Source organism: Salinivibrio sp. IB574 (assembly GCF_001996205.1).
GTDB classification, from domain to species: Bacteria; Pseudomonadota; Gammaproteobacteria; order Enterobacterales; family Vibrionaceae; genus Salinivibrio; species Salinivibrio proteolyticus.
In genome coordinates, this window is record NZ_MUFN01000003.1 from 130081 (window position 1) to 144635 (window position 14555).

Annotated in this window: 18 protein-coding genes; 15 read left to right on the forward strand and 3 right to left on the reverse strand. The window is 50.8% G+C overall.

From position 1 onward, the window contains the following. Positions 1-11 precede the first annotated feature (11 nt). Genes BZJ17_RS02660 through BZJ17_RS02680 form a run of 5 tightly spaced genes read left to right on the forward strand, consistent with a single transcriptional unit; the run spans position 12 to position 4078 of the window. On the forward strand, positions 12-1145 hold the full coding sequence (locus BZJ17_RS02660; RefSeq protein WP_069587169.1) for a chemotaxis response regulator protein-glutamate methylesterase: 1134 nt from the start codon (positions 12-14) through the stop codon (positions 1143-1145). 10 nt (positions 1146-1155) lie between these two features. Beyond that, the gene (locus tag BZJ17_RS02665; protein WP_069587171.1) at positions 1156-1938 is read left to right on the forward strand and encodes a ParA family protein; all 783 of its coding nucleotides are present in this window, start codon (positions 1156-1158) and stop codon (positions 1936-1938) included. Next, complete coding sequence (locus BZJ17_RS02670) at positions 1925-3121, forward strand: chemotaxis protein CheW (RefSeq protein WP_077639669.1); 1197 nt, start codon at positions 1925-1927, stop codon at positions 3119-3121. The genes BZJ17_RS02665 and BZJ17_RS02670 overlap by 14 nt, the downstream gene beginning before the upstream one ends. A gap of 34 nt (positions 3122-3155) precedes the next feature. Further along, positions 3156-3644: a chemotaxis protein CheW gene (locus BZJ17_RS02675; protein WP_069587175.1), complete on the forward strand. Its 489-nt coding sequence runs from the start codon at positions 3156-3158 to the stop codon at positions 3642-3644. Continuing rightward, entirely contained in the window at positions 3644-4078 is a 435-nt protein-coding gene (locus BZJ17_RS02680; RefSeq protein ID WP_069587178.1) for a DUF2802 domain-containing protein, read from the forward strand. The genes BZJ17_RS02675 and BZJ17_RS02680 overlap by 1 nt, the downstream gene beginning before the upstream one ends. Here BZJ17_RS02680 and BZJ17_RS02685 read toward each other — a convergent pair whose 3' ends face one another. Next, a complete protein-coding gene (locus BZJ17_RS02685) occupies positions 4079-4375 on the reverse strand; it encodes an EscU/YscU/HrcU family type III secretion system export apparatus switch protein (protein WP_069587179.1) in 297 nt (98 codons plus the stop codon). A gap of 2 nt (positions 4376-4377) precedes the next feature. Next, a complete protein-coding gene (locus BZJ17_RS02690; RefSeq protein ID WP_077639670.1) occupies positions 4378-5178 on the reverse strand; it encodes a flagellar hook-length control protein FliK in 801 nt (266 codons plus the stop codon). Positions 5179-5299: 121 nt separating this feature from the next. On the opposite strand from BZJ17_RS02690, the gene ccmA reads away from it, so the two are divergent. From ccmA to BZJ17_RS02740, 10 genes are all read left to right on the forward strand, one after another. Then, the gene (gene ccmA, locus BZJ17_RS02695; protein ID WP_077455493.1) at positions 5300-5920 is read left to right on the forward strand and encodes a cytochrome c biogenesis heme-transporting ATPase CcmA; all 621 of its coding nucleotides are present in this window, start codon (positions 5300-5302) and stop codon (positions 5918-5920) included. Further along, positions 5917-6585: a heme exporter protein CcmB gene (gene ccmB, locus BZJ17_RS02700; protein ID WP_077639671.1), complete on the forward strand. Its 669-nt coding sequence runs from the start codon at positions 5917-5919 to the stop codon at positions 6583-6585. The genes ccmA and ccmB overlap by 4 nt, the downstream gene beginning before the upstream one ends. A gap of 28 nt (positions 6586-6613) precedes the next feature. Further along, positions 6614-7351 carry a heme ABC transporter permease gene (locus tag BZJ17_RS02705; protein ID WP_069587184.1) on the forward strand — a complete coding sequence of 246 codons (738 nt, stop codon included), beginning with the start codon at positions 6614-6616 and terminating at the stop codon, positions 7349-7351. Then, complete coding sequence (ccmD, locus tag BZJ17_RS02710) at positions 7351-7557, forward strand: heme exporter protein CcmD (protein ID WP_069587186.1); 207 nt, start codon at positions 7351-7353, stop codon at positions 7555-7557. Before BZJ17_RS02705 ends, ccmD begins: the two co-directional genes overlap by 1 nt. Then, positions 7554-8039 (forward strand): cytochrome c maturation protein CcmE, encoded by a 486-nt coding sequence (gene ccmE, locus BZJ17_RS02715; RefSeq protein WP_077639672.1) that lies wholly within the window; start codon positions 7554-7556, stop codon positions 8037-8039. The genes ccmD and ccmE overlap by 4 nt, the downstream gene beginning before the upstream one ends. Beyond that, positions 8036-10006, forward strand: coding sequence for a heme lyase CcmF/NrfE family subunit (locus BZJ17_RS02720; protein ID WP_077639673.1), 1971 nt, complete (start codon positions 8036-8038; stop codon positions 10004-10006). The genes ccmE and BZJ17_RS02720 overlap by 4 nt, the downstream gene beginning before the upstream one ends. Then, positions 10003-10554, forward strand: coding sequence for a DsbE family thiol:disulfide interchange protein (locus BZJ17_RS02725; protein WP_077639674.1), 552 nt, complete (start codon positions 10003-10005; stop codon positions 10552-10554). The genes BZJ17_RS02720 and BZJ17_RS02725 overlap by 4 nt, the downstream gene beginning before the upstream one ends. Beyond that, complete coding sequence (locus BZJ17_RS02730; RefSeq protein ID WP_069587192.1) at positions 10551-11051, forward strand: cytochrome c-type biogenesis protein; 501 nt, start codon at positions 10551-10553, stop codon at positions 11049-11051. The genes BZJ17_RS02725 and BZJ17_RS02730 overlap by 4 nt, the downstream gene beginning before the upstream one ends. Further along, positions 11048-12259, forward strand: coding sequence for a c-type cytochrome biogenesis protein CcmI (gene ccmI, locus BZJ17_RS02735; RefSeq protein WP_077639675.1), 1212 nt, complete (start codon positions 11048-11050; stop codon positions 12257-12259). The genes BZJ17_RS02730 and ccmI overlap by 4 nt, the downstream gene beginning before the upstream one ends. 71 nt (positions 12260-12330) lie before the next feature. Further along, positions 12331-13089 carry an MlaA family lipoprotein gene (locus BZJ17_RS02740; protein WP_077479254.1) on the forward strand — a complete coding sequence of 253 codons (759 nt, stop codon included), beginning with the start codon at positions 12331-12333 and terminating at the stop codon, positions 13087-13089. Positions 13090-13172: 83 nt separating this feature from the next. Here the strand turns inward: BZJ17_RS02740 and BZJ17_RS02745 are convergent, their stop codons facing one another. Next, positions 13173-14456 (reverse strand): outer membrane protein transport protein, encoded by a 1284-nt coding sequence (locus BZJ17_RS02745; RefSeq protein ID WP_077639676.1) that lies wholly within the window; start codon positions 14454-14456, stop codon positions 13173-13175. Between the last annotated feature and the right edge of the window lie 99 nt (positions 14457-14555).

Below are 14555 nucleotides of genomic sequence, written 5' to 3' on the forward strand. Positions count from 1 at the left end.
AAAGGAAGCGCATGGCAGTGAAAGTTCTGGTGGTGGATGACTCAAGTTTCTTCCGCCGCCGAGTCAGCGAGATTATCAACGGCGATCCTAGGCTGGAAGTGATTGATACCGCAGTGAATGGCAAAGAAGCGGTAGAGAAGGTTGCTCAGCTCAAACCTGACGTCGTGACCATGGATATTGAGATGCCTGTTCTGGATGGGATCTCAGCGGTACGTCAGATCATGGCACAGACGCCGACGCCGATCTTAATGTTTTCGTCTCTGACTCATGAAGGCGCAAAAGCGACGCTTGATGCGCTCGAAGCCGGGGCCTTGGACTTCTTACCCAAGAAATTTGAGGATATCGCACGTAATCGTGATGAAGCGACGAGCTTACTTCAACAGCGCGTCCTCGAAATTGCGCGCAAGCGCTCTTTCTTGCGTCGTCCTAGCAAACCAGCACCGAGTGCGACAACAGGACAAACTGCCTCGCCAGCGGGCGGCGCACGTGCGCCTGTCCGTCCTGCGGCTCCAAACGCAGCCCCTGCGGCAAAATCAAAGGCGCCTGCGCGATTTACTGCAAGTGGTAAACGCTATCAGCTCGTTGCGATCGGAACATCGACTGGTGGGCCCGTCGCACTGCAAAAAGTATTGACCAAGCTCCCTGCCAACTTCCCACTACCGATCGTGCTTATCCAACATATGCCGGCAACATTTACGGCAGCGTTTGCACAGCGTTTGAATGGGTTGAGTCAGATTACAGTTACCGAAGCCAAAGACGGTGATGCATTAAAGCCGGGCCATGCTTACTTGGCGCCGGGTGGCATGCAGATGATGATAGATGGCCGGCCGGGCGCAGCGCGCTTGAAAATTTTAGATGGTGGTGAGCGCATGAACTATAAGCCCTGTGTCGATGTCACCTTTGGCTCGGCGGCCAAAGTCTATGGTGACAAGGTCCTTTCGATGGTGTTGACAGGCATGGGGGCAGATGGCCGAGAAGGCGCACGAATGCTGAAGAGCGCAGGCTCCACCATATGGGCACAAGACGAAGAAAGCTGTGTCGTTTACGGTATGCCTCAAGCGGTGGCTAAAGCGGGTATTTCATCGGAGGATTTACCGCTCGATCGTATCGCAGAGCGTATTCTGGTTGAGCTGAATTTAAAATAAGGAGTGGGGCTTGATAGTCTGGAGTATCGCCAACCAAAAAGGCGGTGTCGGTAAGACAACCACCACAGTGACACTGGCCGGTTTAATTAGCGAACGTAAAAAGCGCGTTCTGCTGGTGGACACGGACCCGCACGCCTCCTTGTCGACCTATCTAAATTTTGACTCTGAGCAGTTGCCTGCGAGCTTATTCGATCTTTTTCAGCTGCAAACCGTGAATAAAGAAACGGTGAAGCCACTGATTGTGCGCACTCAGTTCGACAACATGGATTTGATTCCTGCGCATATGTCCCTTGCGACACTAGACCGAGTGATGGGTAATCGCGGCGGGATGGGGTTGGTGCTTAAAAAGGCGCTCGATTCACTGGCTGATGAGTACGATTATGTCCTCATTGATTGCCCGCCTATACTGGGGGTGATGATGGTGAATGCATTGGCAGCGAGTCACCGTGTGTTGATCCCAGTACAAACAGAGTTTTTGGCAATGAAAGGGTTAGAGCGTATGATGCGCACCCTGCAGATCATGCAGAAGTCGCGAACCTCTAATTTTAACTTAACGATCATACCGACCATGTATGACAAGCGAACTCGCGCATCGTTAGAAACATTGCAAGAGCTTAAAGTGCGTTATAGCGATCAGGTTTGGGCATCGGCGGTGCCCATCGACACCAAATTCCGCGATGCGAGCCTAAAACATATGCCCGCGTCGTTTTATGCAAAAAATTGCCGTGGCGTTTTTGCCTACAAGACACTGTTAACGTATTTGGAGCGACTGGAGCAGGATGAACAAGCATAATGCCCTATCCAGTGGTCAGGCGCTCGATGACTATTTTGAAGCCTTACTGGATGACTTAGACGAGACCCGTGCACCTCAGCAAGAGGCCGTTGCTGAAGATAGCGTGCGTCAGTCAGACAGTGAACCAAGTTGGCAGAAAACGGCGACGCCACTTGACCCAGATTATCAGCTTGAGCCTCAGCCTAAGCTTGCCCCTGATGAGACCGACGTTGAGCCGGTGGCATTTGCTGAGCCAGAACGCGATCTCGCCGAGGTTGAGCGCTTGCTTGCGCAACTGAAAGTGGATGAAGAAGCCGAACTGGCGCAAGCCGAAGCGGAGGTTGAGCCTCAAGTAGAAACGGCGACTGAAACAGACACTCCTGATGTGGATACAGTGGTTGAGCCTGACCTTGAGGTTACCACTGAGACAGACATTGAGAGCGACACAGAGGTGACAACCGAGACGTTGCTGGATGAGCCTATCGTGGACACCGAGGTGACCGAAGAGGTTGCGGTTGAAACCGAGCAGGCACAGGCAATCGATCTTGATGCTGAAATGATGGTTGAGCCCCAGACCGATCTGGAGGCGGATATTGCCACTGATGCCGAGCTTGACACTGCAGTGGATCTTGACACCGAGGTAGATCTTGAAACCGAGGTAGAAGTCGAGCAAACAGTCGATGTCGAGTCAGCAGTGGAGCCAGAGACCCAAGCCGGAGAGGACCTGCCGCCAACCCAATGGGAAAATGTGGAAACCGCCTCTGAGTTTCAGGTGTTATTTTTTGAGAGTATGGGCGTGACCTATGCGGTGCCGCTTGCTGAGTTAGGCGGGATCCACCAATTGGGAGATTGCAATCACTTGATTGGTCGTCCTGACTGGTATCTGGGTTTGCAGACAGAAAAACACCAACAGCTTGATGTGGTCGATACCGCCCGTTGGGTGATGCCAGAAAAACTGGCAGATAATAGCCACAGAGATGACTATAATTACATAGTATTACTGGGTGATAGTAAGTGGGGACTGGCCTGTAATCGCTTATTGGGTACTCAGGCATTAAGTGGTAAAGCAATTCGCTGGCGCAAGCAAGCCGGAAAGCGGCCTTGGTTGGCGGGTATGGTCAAAGAAAAAATGTGTGCCCTGATCCATGTTCAAGCATTTATTGCTATGTTAAATCAGGGGATTGACGCCAAAGCGATGGCGTAATGATAAATTGCACAGCGCGTAAAGAGGAAAATCAATGTCTCAGGTAGCTGAAGTTCAAAAAGAAGGCGTCAATGACGAGGTATTGCAGTGGGTCACTTTTCAGCTCGAAGAAGAGACCTACGGCATCAACGTCATGCAGGTGCGAGAAGTGTTGCGCTACACCGAAATTGCTCCTGTTCCTGGCGCACCTGACTATGTGTTAGGGATTATCAATCTGCGTGGTAACGTGGTAACCGTCATCGACACTCGCTCTCGATTTGGTTTGATGCCAGGCGAAGTCACCGACAATACCCGTGTAATCGTGATTGAAGCGGAAACACAAGTGATCGGTATCATGGTCGACAGTGTGGCTGAGGTGGTGTACCTGAAAACCTCAGAAATTGACACCACACCAAGTGTCGGTACAGAAGAAAGCGCCAAATTTATCCAAGGCGTAAGCAACCGCAATGGCGACTTGCTAATCCTCGTTGATCTCAACAAACTGTTGACCGACGAAGAATGGAATGAAATGGCAATGCTGTAATGGTTGCGCTGTTATTGACTTGGTTACCTGTCGCAGTGACGGTGGTTTTTGCCATCGTCGCTTTGTGGCGTTTGCGGATTGAGCGACGCGCCAGAGAGCGACTTGAAAACAAGTTGCAGGCCATGGAAACGGTGTTGAAAAGTGCGCGTCAGCGCCACGACAGCCTTGCTAAACAGTTCAACGAGCTGCGTGCGGGCAGTATGGGCATGGGACAAAAACTGGCAGACATTGCTACAAATGTTGACGAGTTACTGGAAAAGCAGGTGGAACTTGAAATGCAAGATCCAGGCAGTCGCCTTTACAGTCGTGCTAGCAAGATGGTTGATCTCGGCGCCGATCTCGATGAGCTGATGCATGAGTGTGATTTGCCCAAAGCCGAGGCTGAGTTGCTACTCAGTCTACGCAAACGCCAAGCGGCCAATCAACAACGGTAGTTAGACTTTAGTGTTGATGGGCTTAGGTCCCTGCCACCCGGGTGGGGTTTTTCCTTCTAATACCCAAGCATAAGCGATCAATTCTGCAACCACACGGTACAAACTGGGTGGAATCGCTTCGCCAACCTCTAGGCGTTCTAGCCATTTAAGCAAATTCTCATCTTTGTGGATCAAACAGCCTTGGTCGGACAGTGCCTCAATGAGGGCATCTGCCAATTCATTGACTGCCTTTGCTTTGACGCTGGGCGCTTGATAGCCGTCATACCCTAGCGCAATGGCTCGTTTTGTTTTTTTCATGATCACACCTTTATCGATAAGCCTGCACGACGTGTATCTTGCTCGGGCGGCTGGCTGTCATGGTGAGGGTTGATGGCGATGTCGAGCGGGATGTGTTGTGAAGCCAAGCGCTCTTCTAGCCAAGGCAATGTTGCTTGTATTCGTCGTTTTAGCGCGTCCGTCGGCGCCGTTAGCAGTAAGCTTCCTCCTTTTCCCTCAAGGTTTACGTCTGCGCGGACATACTGCTTGCCCACAGGTAGATATAAACGTATCTGCCACTGTTGCTTCTCTGGCTTCGCCTTTTTTTCTGACTGACGCCGTTTAACATGTACCCGTACCGGAGGTTTCTCTGGTTCGGCAAATGGGAACACCCATTGCCACTCGCCACTCCGTGCAGACTCTGAGACGCGCTGTTCGGCCATCAGACGTAATACGCCGATTAAGGGACCCGCGTCTTCGTTACGATTTAGCCATTGGCGCAATAGGGTTGTTAATGGTTTGTCAGCAGGGCGATGCGTCAGCCATTGCATCAGTGTCTCAGGATCGAGAGGCTGGTGGCTTTTGCTACCGGGGAGTGTCCACAGCGCCAGTAACGACTGCATCATGGCTTGAGTGGCAGGGGGCTGATTCTTTATCGCATTCAATACCGCAGGGAAGAGATGAAGTTGTGCCAATGTATCAGATAGCGGTGTCGAGCTGCCCGGCGTTAACAGGGTAAATTGGGCATTGGCAAGCAAAGACGCGTCAATTTTTTGGGCAAGTGCTGGTATCGACATTGGCGGTTTTAACACCAATTGTTGAGGGTTCGTTGTTCCGATCTTCATGGTTTCTCACAATTATTTACGCGAGTCACACTTTGCAACCCTGTGGTAACTAACAGTCATTTTGACCAATGTGGTACTATGCGTCCAATTTTGTAACACAAAGCAGGATGCAACATTTGTCATGTTGGAAGTGAAACAGCTTTGCTGTGTTCGTGATGACCGAGTGTTGTTTGATGCGCTGACATTCTCTCTTTCTCCCGGCGACCTTGTACAAATTGAAGGCCCAAATGGGGCGGGTAAAACCACCTTGTTGCGGATTATCGCGGGGCTGGGACTCGCAGATAGTGGAGAAGTCTGTTGGCAGCAACAGGCGATTACCCAGCAAAGAGATGAATTTTATCGTCACTTACTGTTCTTGGGGCACACCACAGGGGTTAAGCGCGAACTCACCGCGTTCGAAAACCTCTCGTACTACATGAAAATGCATGGCCGAGACGATCAAGCGGCTATTTGGCAAGCGCTGGCCAAAGTCGGTTTAGCGGGACGAGAAGATATTCCTGCTGCACAGTTGTCTGCGGGACAAAATCGCCGTATTGCGCTTGCACGTCTTTGGCTGAGCAGCCACCGTAAACTGTGGGTACTCGATGAGCCGCTAACCGCGATCGATAAGCAAGGGGTACAGGTGCTCGAGTCGGTATTTGAACGTCATGTCGAGCAAGGCGGGATGGTGCTTTTCACCACTCACCAAGATATGTTTGTCGGCCACCCGTTACTGCAACGTATCCGTCTGGGGGCCCTATGATCAATGCGATGTGGCTGATTATCCGCCGAGAATTGAAAGTGGCCTTCCGACAACCATCGGATAGCTTAAATCCGCTGTGGTTTTTTATCATAGTGATCACCCTTTTCCCACTTGGCGTGGGGCCAGATGCAAATTTGTTACAGGAGATTGCGCCGGGAGTGATTTGGGTTGCGGCGCTGCTGTCAGCCTTGCTATCTCTAGAGCGTCTTTTTCGTGATGACTATCTGGATGGCTCGCTTGAGCAAATGATGCTGATGCCGGTGCCGTTGCCTCTGGTGGTGATGGCAAAGGTAATCGCACACTGGCTACTGACGGGGCTACCGCTGTTGGTAGTCAGTCCGCTATTGGCGTTATTGCTGTCTTTGGATTGGAACAGTTACCAAGCTGTCGTGATGACTCTGTTGTTAGGAACCCCAACCCTGAGTTTTGTTGGGGCGATAGGTGTAGCGTTAACGGTTGGATTACGTAAAGGCGGCGTACTGTTGAGCCTACTGATCCTACCTTTGTACATTCCAGTACTGATTTTCGCGACATCGGCCATCGATATGGCAAGTTTTGGCGCCAACATTAGTGGGCAGTTGGCTATTCTCGGTGCTTTGCTCGCGGGATCCGTGACCCTAGCACCCTTTGCTATCGCCGCAGCATTGCGTGTGAGCGTGAATTAATAATTAATCAGGAAGTAGAGCAATTGTCATGTGGAAGTGGCTTCACCCTTACGCAAAACCGGAAAATAGTTATCGTTTATGTGGGAAACTCATCCCATGGTTTGCGGTGCTCGCCGGGCTGAGCTTAGTCATTGGTTGTATTTGGGGCTTGGCGTTCGCGCCTGCTGATTACCAACAAGGCGATAGTTTTCGCATCATTTATATTCACGTGCCCGCGGCCATTTGGTCAATGGGCGCCTATCTGTCGATGGCCATTGCAGCCTTTATTGGGAGAGTCTGGCAACTCAAAATGGCAGACTGGGCGGTGGGCGCGATTGCTCCTGTTGGTGCTGTCTTTACCTTTATCGCCTTGATCACTGGCGCGATTTGGGGCAAGCCCATGTGGGGAGCGTGGTGGGTATGGGATGCGAGGCTCACCTCAGAATTGATCCTGCTCTTCCTCTACATCGGTGTCATGGCGCTGTATAACGCGTTCGATGATGCGCGAATGGCGGCCCAAGCGGCGGGAATATTGGCGATGGTGGGGGTGATTAACCTGCCGATCATTCATTTCTCTGTCGAGTGGTGGAACACCTTGCATCAGGGCGCCACGATTACCAAATTTGCCCGCCCGTCAATTGATCCAGACATGCTCTGGCCATTACTGGTTTGCTTGGTTGGGTTTGCTAGCTTTTTTGCCACGTTGACCTTAATGGGGCTGCGTAATCAGATCGTGTTGCGTGAGTCGCACCGCCCTTGGGTGCGAGCCTTGGTGGAGGACAAATAATGCATTTTGATAGCATGAGTGCTTTTTTGGCGATGGGAGGTTATGCCGGTTACGTGTGGAGTGCGTTTGGCATCACCGCATTGGCATTAATTGCACTGGTTATTGGTTACCATCGTACCCATAAGAAACGGCTTGAAGCCGTCAAAAAACAAATGGCGCGAGAAAAACGCATTAAAGATGCCCAAGCACTGGAGAACACCTTATGACCCCTCGTCGTAGAAAAAGGCTTTGGATCACGCTTGCCTTATTGGTGGGTGTATCAACCACAATGGGGTTAGTGCTTTATGCACTGAACCAAAATATGGACTTGTTCTATACGCCAACCGAAATTGTTCAAGGTAAGCCGGATGGCAGTAAACCTCAGGTTGGGCAACGACTTCGCATTGGCGGCATGGTCGTAGAAGGATCGGTCAAACGCGATCAAGAGTCGCTGCAAATTCAATTTGATGTCGCTGATGTTGGCCCTGCTGTTACCGTTACGTACGAGGGTATCTTGCCGGATTTGTTCCGCGAAGGGCAGGGGATTGTCGCGCAAGGTGTGCTGGTTGATTCGCGTACGGTAAAAGCCAGTGAAGTGCTGGCGAAGCATGATGAAGAATACATGCCACCAGAGATTGCTGAAGCGATGCAAAAAAGCCATCAACCGCTCGAATACACTGACCAACAAAAGCAAGGTAGTCAATTATGATTGTTGAGCTGGGGCATTTTGCGCTGATCCTCGCCTTGGGATTAGCGCTGTTATTGAGTTTTTATCCCCTTTATGGGGCCAGCCAAGGCCATGAAGGTATGATGAAAATGGCACGGCCTTTATCGGTCGCCATGTTCGCCATGTTGCTCTTTTCATTCATCGCATTAAGTTGGGCGTTTTATACCAATGATTTCACCGTTGCCTATGTGGCAAGCAACTCCAACAGTGCATTACCCTGGTACTATCGGCTGACTGCTGTTTGGGGCGCCCATGAAGGCTCTTTGTTACTTTGGGTGTTAATTCAAGCCTTGTGGACCGTCGCGGTAGCGGTGTTTAGTCGCGGGATGCCACTGTCTTCCATTGCGCGTGTACTCGCAGTGATGGGGATGATCTCGGTCGGCTTTTTGCTGTTTATTATTTTGACCTCAAACCCTTTCGATCGCACCTTGCCTTACTTTCCTGTTGATGGGCGCGATTTGAATCCGCTTCTGCAAGATCCCGGCTTAATTGTTCATCCCCCAATCCTCTACATGGGCTATGTAGGCTTTTCGGTGGCATTTGCCTTTGCGATTGGGTCTTTAATTGCTGGCCGGTTAGATACGGCCTGGGCGCGCTGGTCGCGCCCTTGGACAACGGCGGCCTGGTTGTTCTTAACCCTGGGGATTGCGTTGGGCTCTTGGTGGGCTTACTACGAACTTGGCTGGGGCGGCTGGTGGTTCTGGGATCCGGTAGAGAACGCGTCGTTTATGCCTTGGCTTGCGGGAACGGCATTAATGCATTCCCTAGCGGTGACGGAAAAGCGCGGCACCTTTAAAGCGTGGACCGTTTTACTCGCCATCGCAGCGTTCTCATTGAGCTTACTGGGCACCTTCTTGGTGCGCTCTGGCGTGCTTGTATCTGTTCACTCGTTCGCGTCAGACCCTGCGCGCGGGCTATTCATTTTAGGCTTTTTGGTTGTCGTTATTGGCGGGTCTCTGCTGCTTTATGCCTTACGGGCATCGGAAGTGCGGGTACGAACGAAAGTGTCACTCATTTCACGTGAAAATGCGCTACTCGTCAATAACACCCTGTTGATGACTGGGTTAGTGGTTGTCTTGATTGGTACCTTACTACCCCTGGTACACAAGCAACTCGGATTAGGGTCGGTCTCGATTGGTGAGCCCTTCTTCAATTTTCTATTCGCATGGTTGATGTTGCCTTTTGCCTTCTTCCTTGGCATTGGGCCTCTGATCCGCTGGAAGCGAGACAAGCTGAGTACCATCGCTAAACCGATGTGGATAAGCGGTCTTATTTCGGTTGTATTTGGGGTGGCGACCATTGCCCTCCTCGCAGACAGCTTCAAAGCGATGGCGGCAATGGGCATCACTATGGCCGCGTGGATCACCCTTCTTCACGGCTATGAGCTTTATATTCGTGCGACCCACCGACATGCCTTTATGGTTGGGATCCGTAAGCTCGGCCGTAGTCACTGGGCGATGGTCCTCGGCCATATTGGTCTTGCCATCACCATCATTGGGGTCGCAATGGTCGAAAATTACGATATCGAACGTGATGTGAAGATGGCGCCGGGGAGCAGTGTCACGTTAGAAGGTTATACCTTTAACTTCACCGATTTGTCTCACAAAGACGGCCCTAACTACGATGGCTTTGTCGCGTCGTTCGATGTCTATCGCGGCGAGCGTTTTATTAATCACCTTGAAGCGGAGAAGCGTTTTTATCGTGTTCAGCGTTCAATGATGACCGAAGCCACCATCGATCGCGGCTTAACGCGCGATCTTTACATTGCCATGGGGGAAGAACTTCCTGATGGCTCTTGGGCGATGCGTCTTTACTACAAGCCCTTTGTGCGTTGGATTTGGTTTGGCGCCATTGTCATGGCGGTGGGTGGCGCTTTGGCGATCAGTGATAAACGCTATCGCTTCCGTCGCCAGACCAAATCGACTCACGTGAAGGAGGCGCGGGCATGAGAAAAGGGTTGCTGTTTTTACCGCTGGTGATCTTTGCCGCCTTGGCGTTCTTTTTTGTTTCGCAATTGGAAAAGAATGCCCAAGGGGACGATCCCACCAAACTGGAGTCGGTGTTGGTCGGACAGCCTGTGCCTAAGTTTCGTCTTGAAGATCTGAAAACGCCAGACAAAGCCTACGATCAGGCCATTTTTAACGGCGAGCCTTTATTGCTGAATGTTTGGGCAACCTGGTGCCCGACTTGTTACGCTGAGCACCAATTCTTGAACAAATTGGCGGCGCAAGGTGTGAAGATCATCGGCCTTAATTACAAAGATGATCGTGCGAAGGCAATAAAATGGTTAGATAACCTCGGTAATCCCTATCAGATCAGCTTGTATGATGGCGATGGGATGTTAGGGCTTGATCTGGGAGTGTACGGTGCGCCTGAAACCTTCCTCATTGATTCCAATGGCATCATCCAATATCGTCATGTCGGTGACGTGAATGCCTCCAATTGGGCGCAGACCTTAGGTCCGATGTATCAGTCACTCAAGAAGGAGGTGCAATGAAACGATTCGCCTTACTGTGCGTGCTATGGATGAGTGCGGCATTTGCATTGGCCAATGCTATTGATGTCTATGAATTTGATTCGCCAGAGCAAGAAGCACGTTTCAGAGCCCTGACCCATGAGTTGCGTTGTCCTAAGTGTCAAAATAACAGTATCGCTGACTCCAATGCAGAGCTAGCGCAAGATCTGCGTCAAAAGGTACATCAAATGCTTCAGCAAGGGCGCAGTGATGAAGAGATCTTAAGCTTTATGGTGGCACGGTACGGTAACTTCGTGAGGTACAACCCACCGCTGACGGCATCCACCTTGATCTTATGGTTGGCACCCGCACTGGTATTGGTGTCGGGTATCGGTGTGGTGATTGTGCGCAGCCGTCGCCATAAACAGACCGAAAAGACCTCGCTGAGTGAGGATGAACAGCAACGCTTGCAGGATTTGTTAGCCTCGTCAGATGATTCAGAACAGGCAGATAATAATCATAACAAGGAGCCCAAATGATGGAGTTTTGGAGTGCCACCTTGGTGCTGTTTATTCTTGGTGCAGTGATGTTTCTGTGGCCGCTATGGCAAAAAAAAGACCATGATCATCAAGCAAGCCGAGATGCTCTGAACAAAGCCTTTTATTTTGATCGCGTGAACGAAATTAAGGCGGAAAGTGCGGAAGGCTTGATTGAGAACGAGCAAGATCTCACCCAAGATTTACAGCAATCGTTACTGGACGATATTCCGGAAAAGGAAAAAGCACGACAAGCGCGCCATTTGCGTTTATCACCCATGCAGTGGATTCCTGGATTGATTGTGTTGGCGGTGGTGAGTTTTGGCTTATATGGCGTCAAAGGCAGTGCTAACCAAGTGGCTGATTGGCAAGCCACTGCGGAAAACTTACCAGCGCTGTCTAAGAAGCTTTTAAATAATGATCAGCCCATGTCACAGCAGGAGATGCAAGATCTGACCTTAGCGCTTCGTACCCGTTTACAGTATGAGCCAGATGACAGTACCGGTTGGTTGCTATTAGGCCGTATTGGCCTTGCTAATCGCGACAGAGAGACAGCCAAAGGGGCGATGGAAAAAGCCTACGCGTTATCACCCTCTCGTCCCGAAATTCAGATAGGGTTGGCGCAAGCCTTATTGTTTGCCGGATCGGAAGTCGACAGTGGCCGTGCAGAAACCTTGCTGAGATCGGTAGTGAGTGACGACCCGTTTAACTTGCAAGCCATGTCGTTACTGGCCTATCAAGCGTTTGAGCAAAGCCGATTTAATGATGCGATTGCGACGTGGAAAGCGATGAAAACCTTGATTGGTCCTGATGACCCACGTAACGAAACACTGGATCAATCGATCGCGCGCGCTCAGTTGGCTCTTAACGCCGCGCAAGGAGCGGCGGTAGAGGTGAAGGTGAGCCTTGGCGAGGATGTCACCCTCCCTGATAATGGGGTACTTATCGTGTCTGCCCATGAGTCGGCGCAAGCGGCTATGCCGTTGGCGGCAAAGCGCTTACCGCTTTCTAAGTTTCCGGTAACCGTTCGCTTGTCTGATACCGACAGCTTGAATCCCAATCGTGCGCTATCCTCTCCAGAGATGTTAGTGATAAAAGCGCGCATTGACGCGGATGGCAATGTTGCTACTAAAAACGGTGATTGGGTAGGAAGCAGTCAGCCGGTTAAAATCGGTCAAGCAGCAAGCGTGACAATCGACAAACAGCAATAATCACGACAAAATAGACTTCTTTGCGTAAAAGGCTGGGCTTGCCCAGCCTTACTATTAGGGAAATGAATTTGATGTGGAAACGTCTTTGTTTGATAGCGGTCGTGCTCGGTTTGCTATCTGGGTGTGCTTCGAGGCCCGAAGGTGCTGAGCCCCATCCTGAAGACCCGTTAGAAGGGTTTAACCGTGCGATGTGGACTGTCAACTATGACTACTTAGATCCTTACGTTGCACGGCCTGTATCTATCGCCTACGTCGATTATGTTCCCAGTCCAATGCGGACCGGTATTTCGAACTTTTTAGGCAACCTTGAAGAGCCTGCGAGCTTTTTAAACAGCTTATTGATGTTGGAAGGGGAGAAAGCTGTCACTCACTTCAACCGTTTCTGGATCAATACCTTGTTTGGGCTCGGTGGCATTATTGATATTGCCTCGGATGCGGATATTCAGAAATACGATCAGCGCGAATTTGGTGACGCGATGGGGCATTATGATGTTGGCCACGGCGCCTATTTGATGCTACCAGGGTATGGGCCAACGTCTGTGCGAGAAGGCGCAGGGGAGTTTGTCGACGGTTTGTATCCGCCACTTGCCTTGCTGACTTTGCCGCAATCGGTACTCAAGTGGATGTTTGATGGCATGGAGTCACGTGCTGCACTCGTCTCACAGGAATCGCAGTTGGATAACTCGCCAGACCCTTACGCTTTCGCGCGAGAAGCCTATTTGCAAAACCGTTTGTATCGCGCGAAAGGCGATGAGGCGCTCAAAGAACAACCTGCGCTCAACGATGAGTTCTTGGATGACTTTATCGATGACATTGACGCCGCGCCGTAAATCCGCATGAGCCGCTTGCGCAAAAAGGGATAAAAAACACCACGGCCAAAACCGTGGTGTTTGTGTTTCGTCAAATCAAAATATTAGAAACGGTAGCTTGCTTGCACACCTAGCAGCCACACGTTACCTGTGGTTTCACCTTCAAAATTGCCGCCAAACACAGATCCTGATTGATCGGACGCAATTCCATCACGAGGCTCCGTCACGGGAGCATCTTTGGCAAAAACATAAGTAAAGGCTGCATCTAAGGTCAGTTGTGACGTCACGTCATAGCCAGCACCCACACTCACCCAAGTCCGGTCGGTTTCAGGGATGGTCAGAGTACGGTTTTTATCGCTCACTGCCGAGGTATCGTAGGCAATGCCTGAACGTAGCGTTAGTTTTTGATCCCACTGGTAGGTAGTCCCCACGGCAAAGCGATAGTTGTCTTCCCAGTTCTCTACTTTCACCATCTTTGGATCGCTAGACAGCGAGGGGATATTGGCCTCGAGCTTGTCAAAGCTGCTCCAGTCGGTCCAGTTAAGGCTGGTATGCACCGCCCACTTTTCCGACAATTGATGCAGGGAAGATAATTCTGCAGTCGCTGGCAGAGTCAGATCCATGCTGCCAGAAAAATGACGGTTTGGATTGGCTGAGTCATAGCTCAATCCTTCAGCATGGCCTTCAAGTGTTAGCTCGACTTCAGAACGATAGTTAAAACCGATGCGGTTATTGTCGTTGATGTCATAAGCAACACCGAGTTGCCATCCCCATGCGCGGTCATCCCCTTCCATATATTTGAGGGTCGTCCCTTTCGGGTAAGGGCCGTATTGCGCGCTGCTTTTCGCTCCAATACTGCCTTCACCCAACACATAGCGAAGGCCGGCGCCGACGCGCAATTGCTCGGTGGCTTTCCACGCAAGGTTTGGGTTGATTTCAAACGTAGTGACGGCCGCTTCATTACCAAACTGGGTACCGGTAAAGTCATTGCCCAGATCGGTTTCCATGCCAAAGTTGGTGGCGAGAGCTAGGCCGGCGGTAAAGCGGTCATTGATCGGATGCGAAAAGTAAAAGTTAGGAATAACCGCATCATGAGCGACGTCACTGGCAGATGTCTTACCGTAAGTCGCATTATCACCTTCAATATCGACATTTGGGTTGACGTAAATGCCGCCGGCAGAAACTTGGGTGTCTGCTAGATAGCTCAACAAGGCTGGGTTACGAAACTGGGCGCTGGCGTTATCGGCCATTGCGGCTTCACCAGCAAATGCGCGGCCTAGGCCCGTTGCGGAGGTTTCGGCTAATTGAAAACCTGCACTGTACGCGGAGGTTGAAAGAGAGCCCAATGCCGCAGCGACGGCGAGATAAACGATCTTATTATTTTTCATCGGCTTACTTGTTCGCTATAAAAAGGGACGCTCAGCCTAAACTCTCTTGAGGTTAAATCAATTTTCCTATCGTATATGGTGAGTAAAACAGAATAAAAA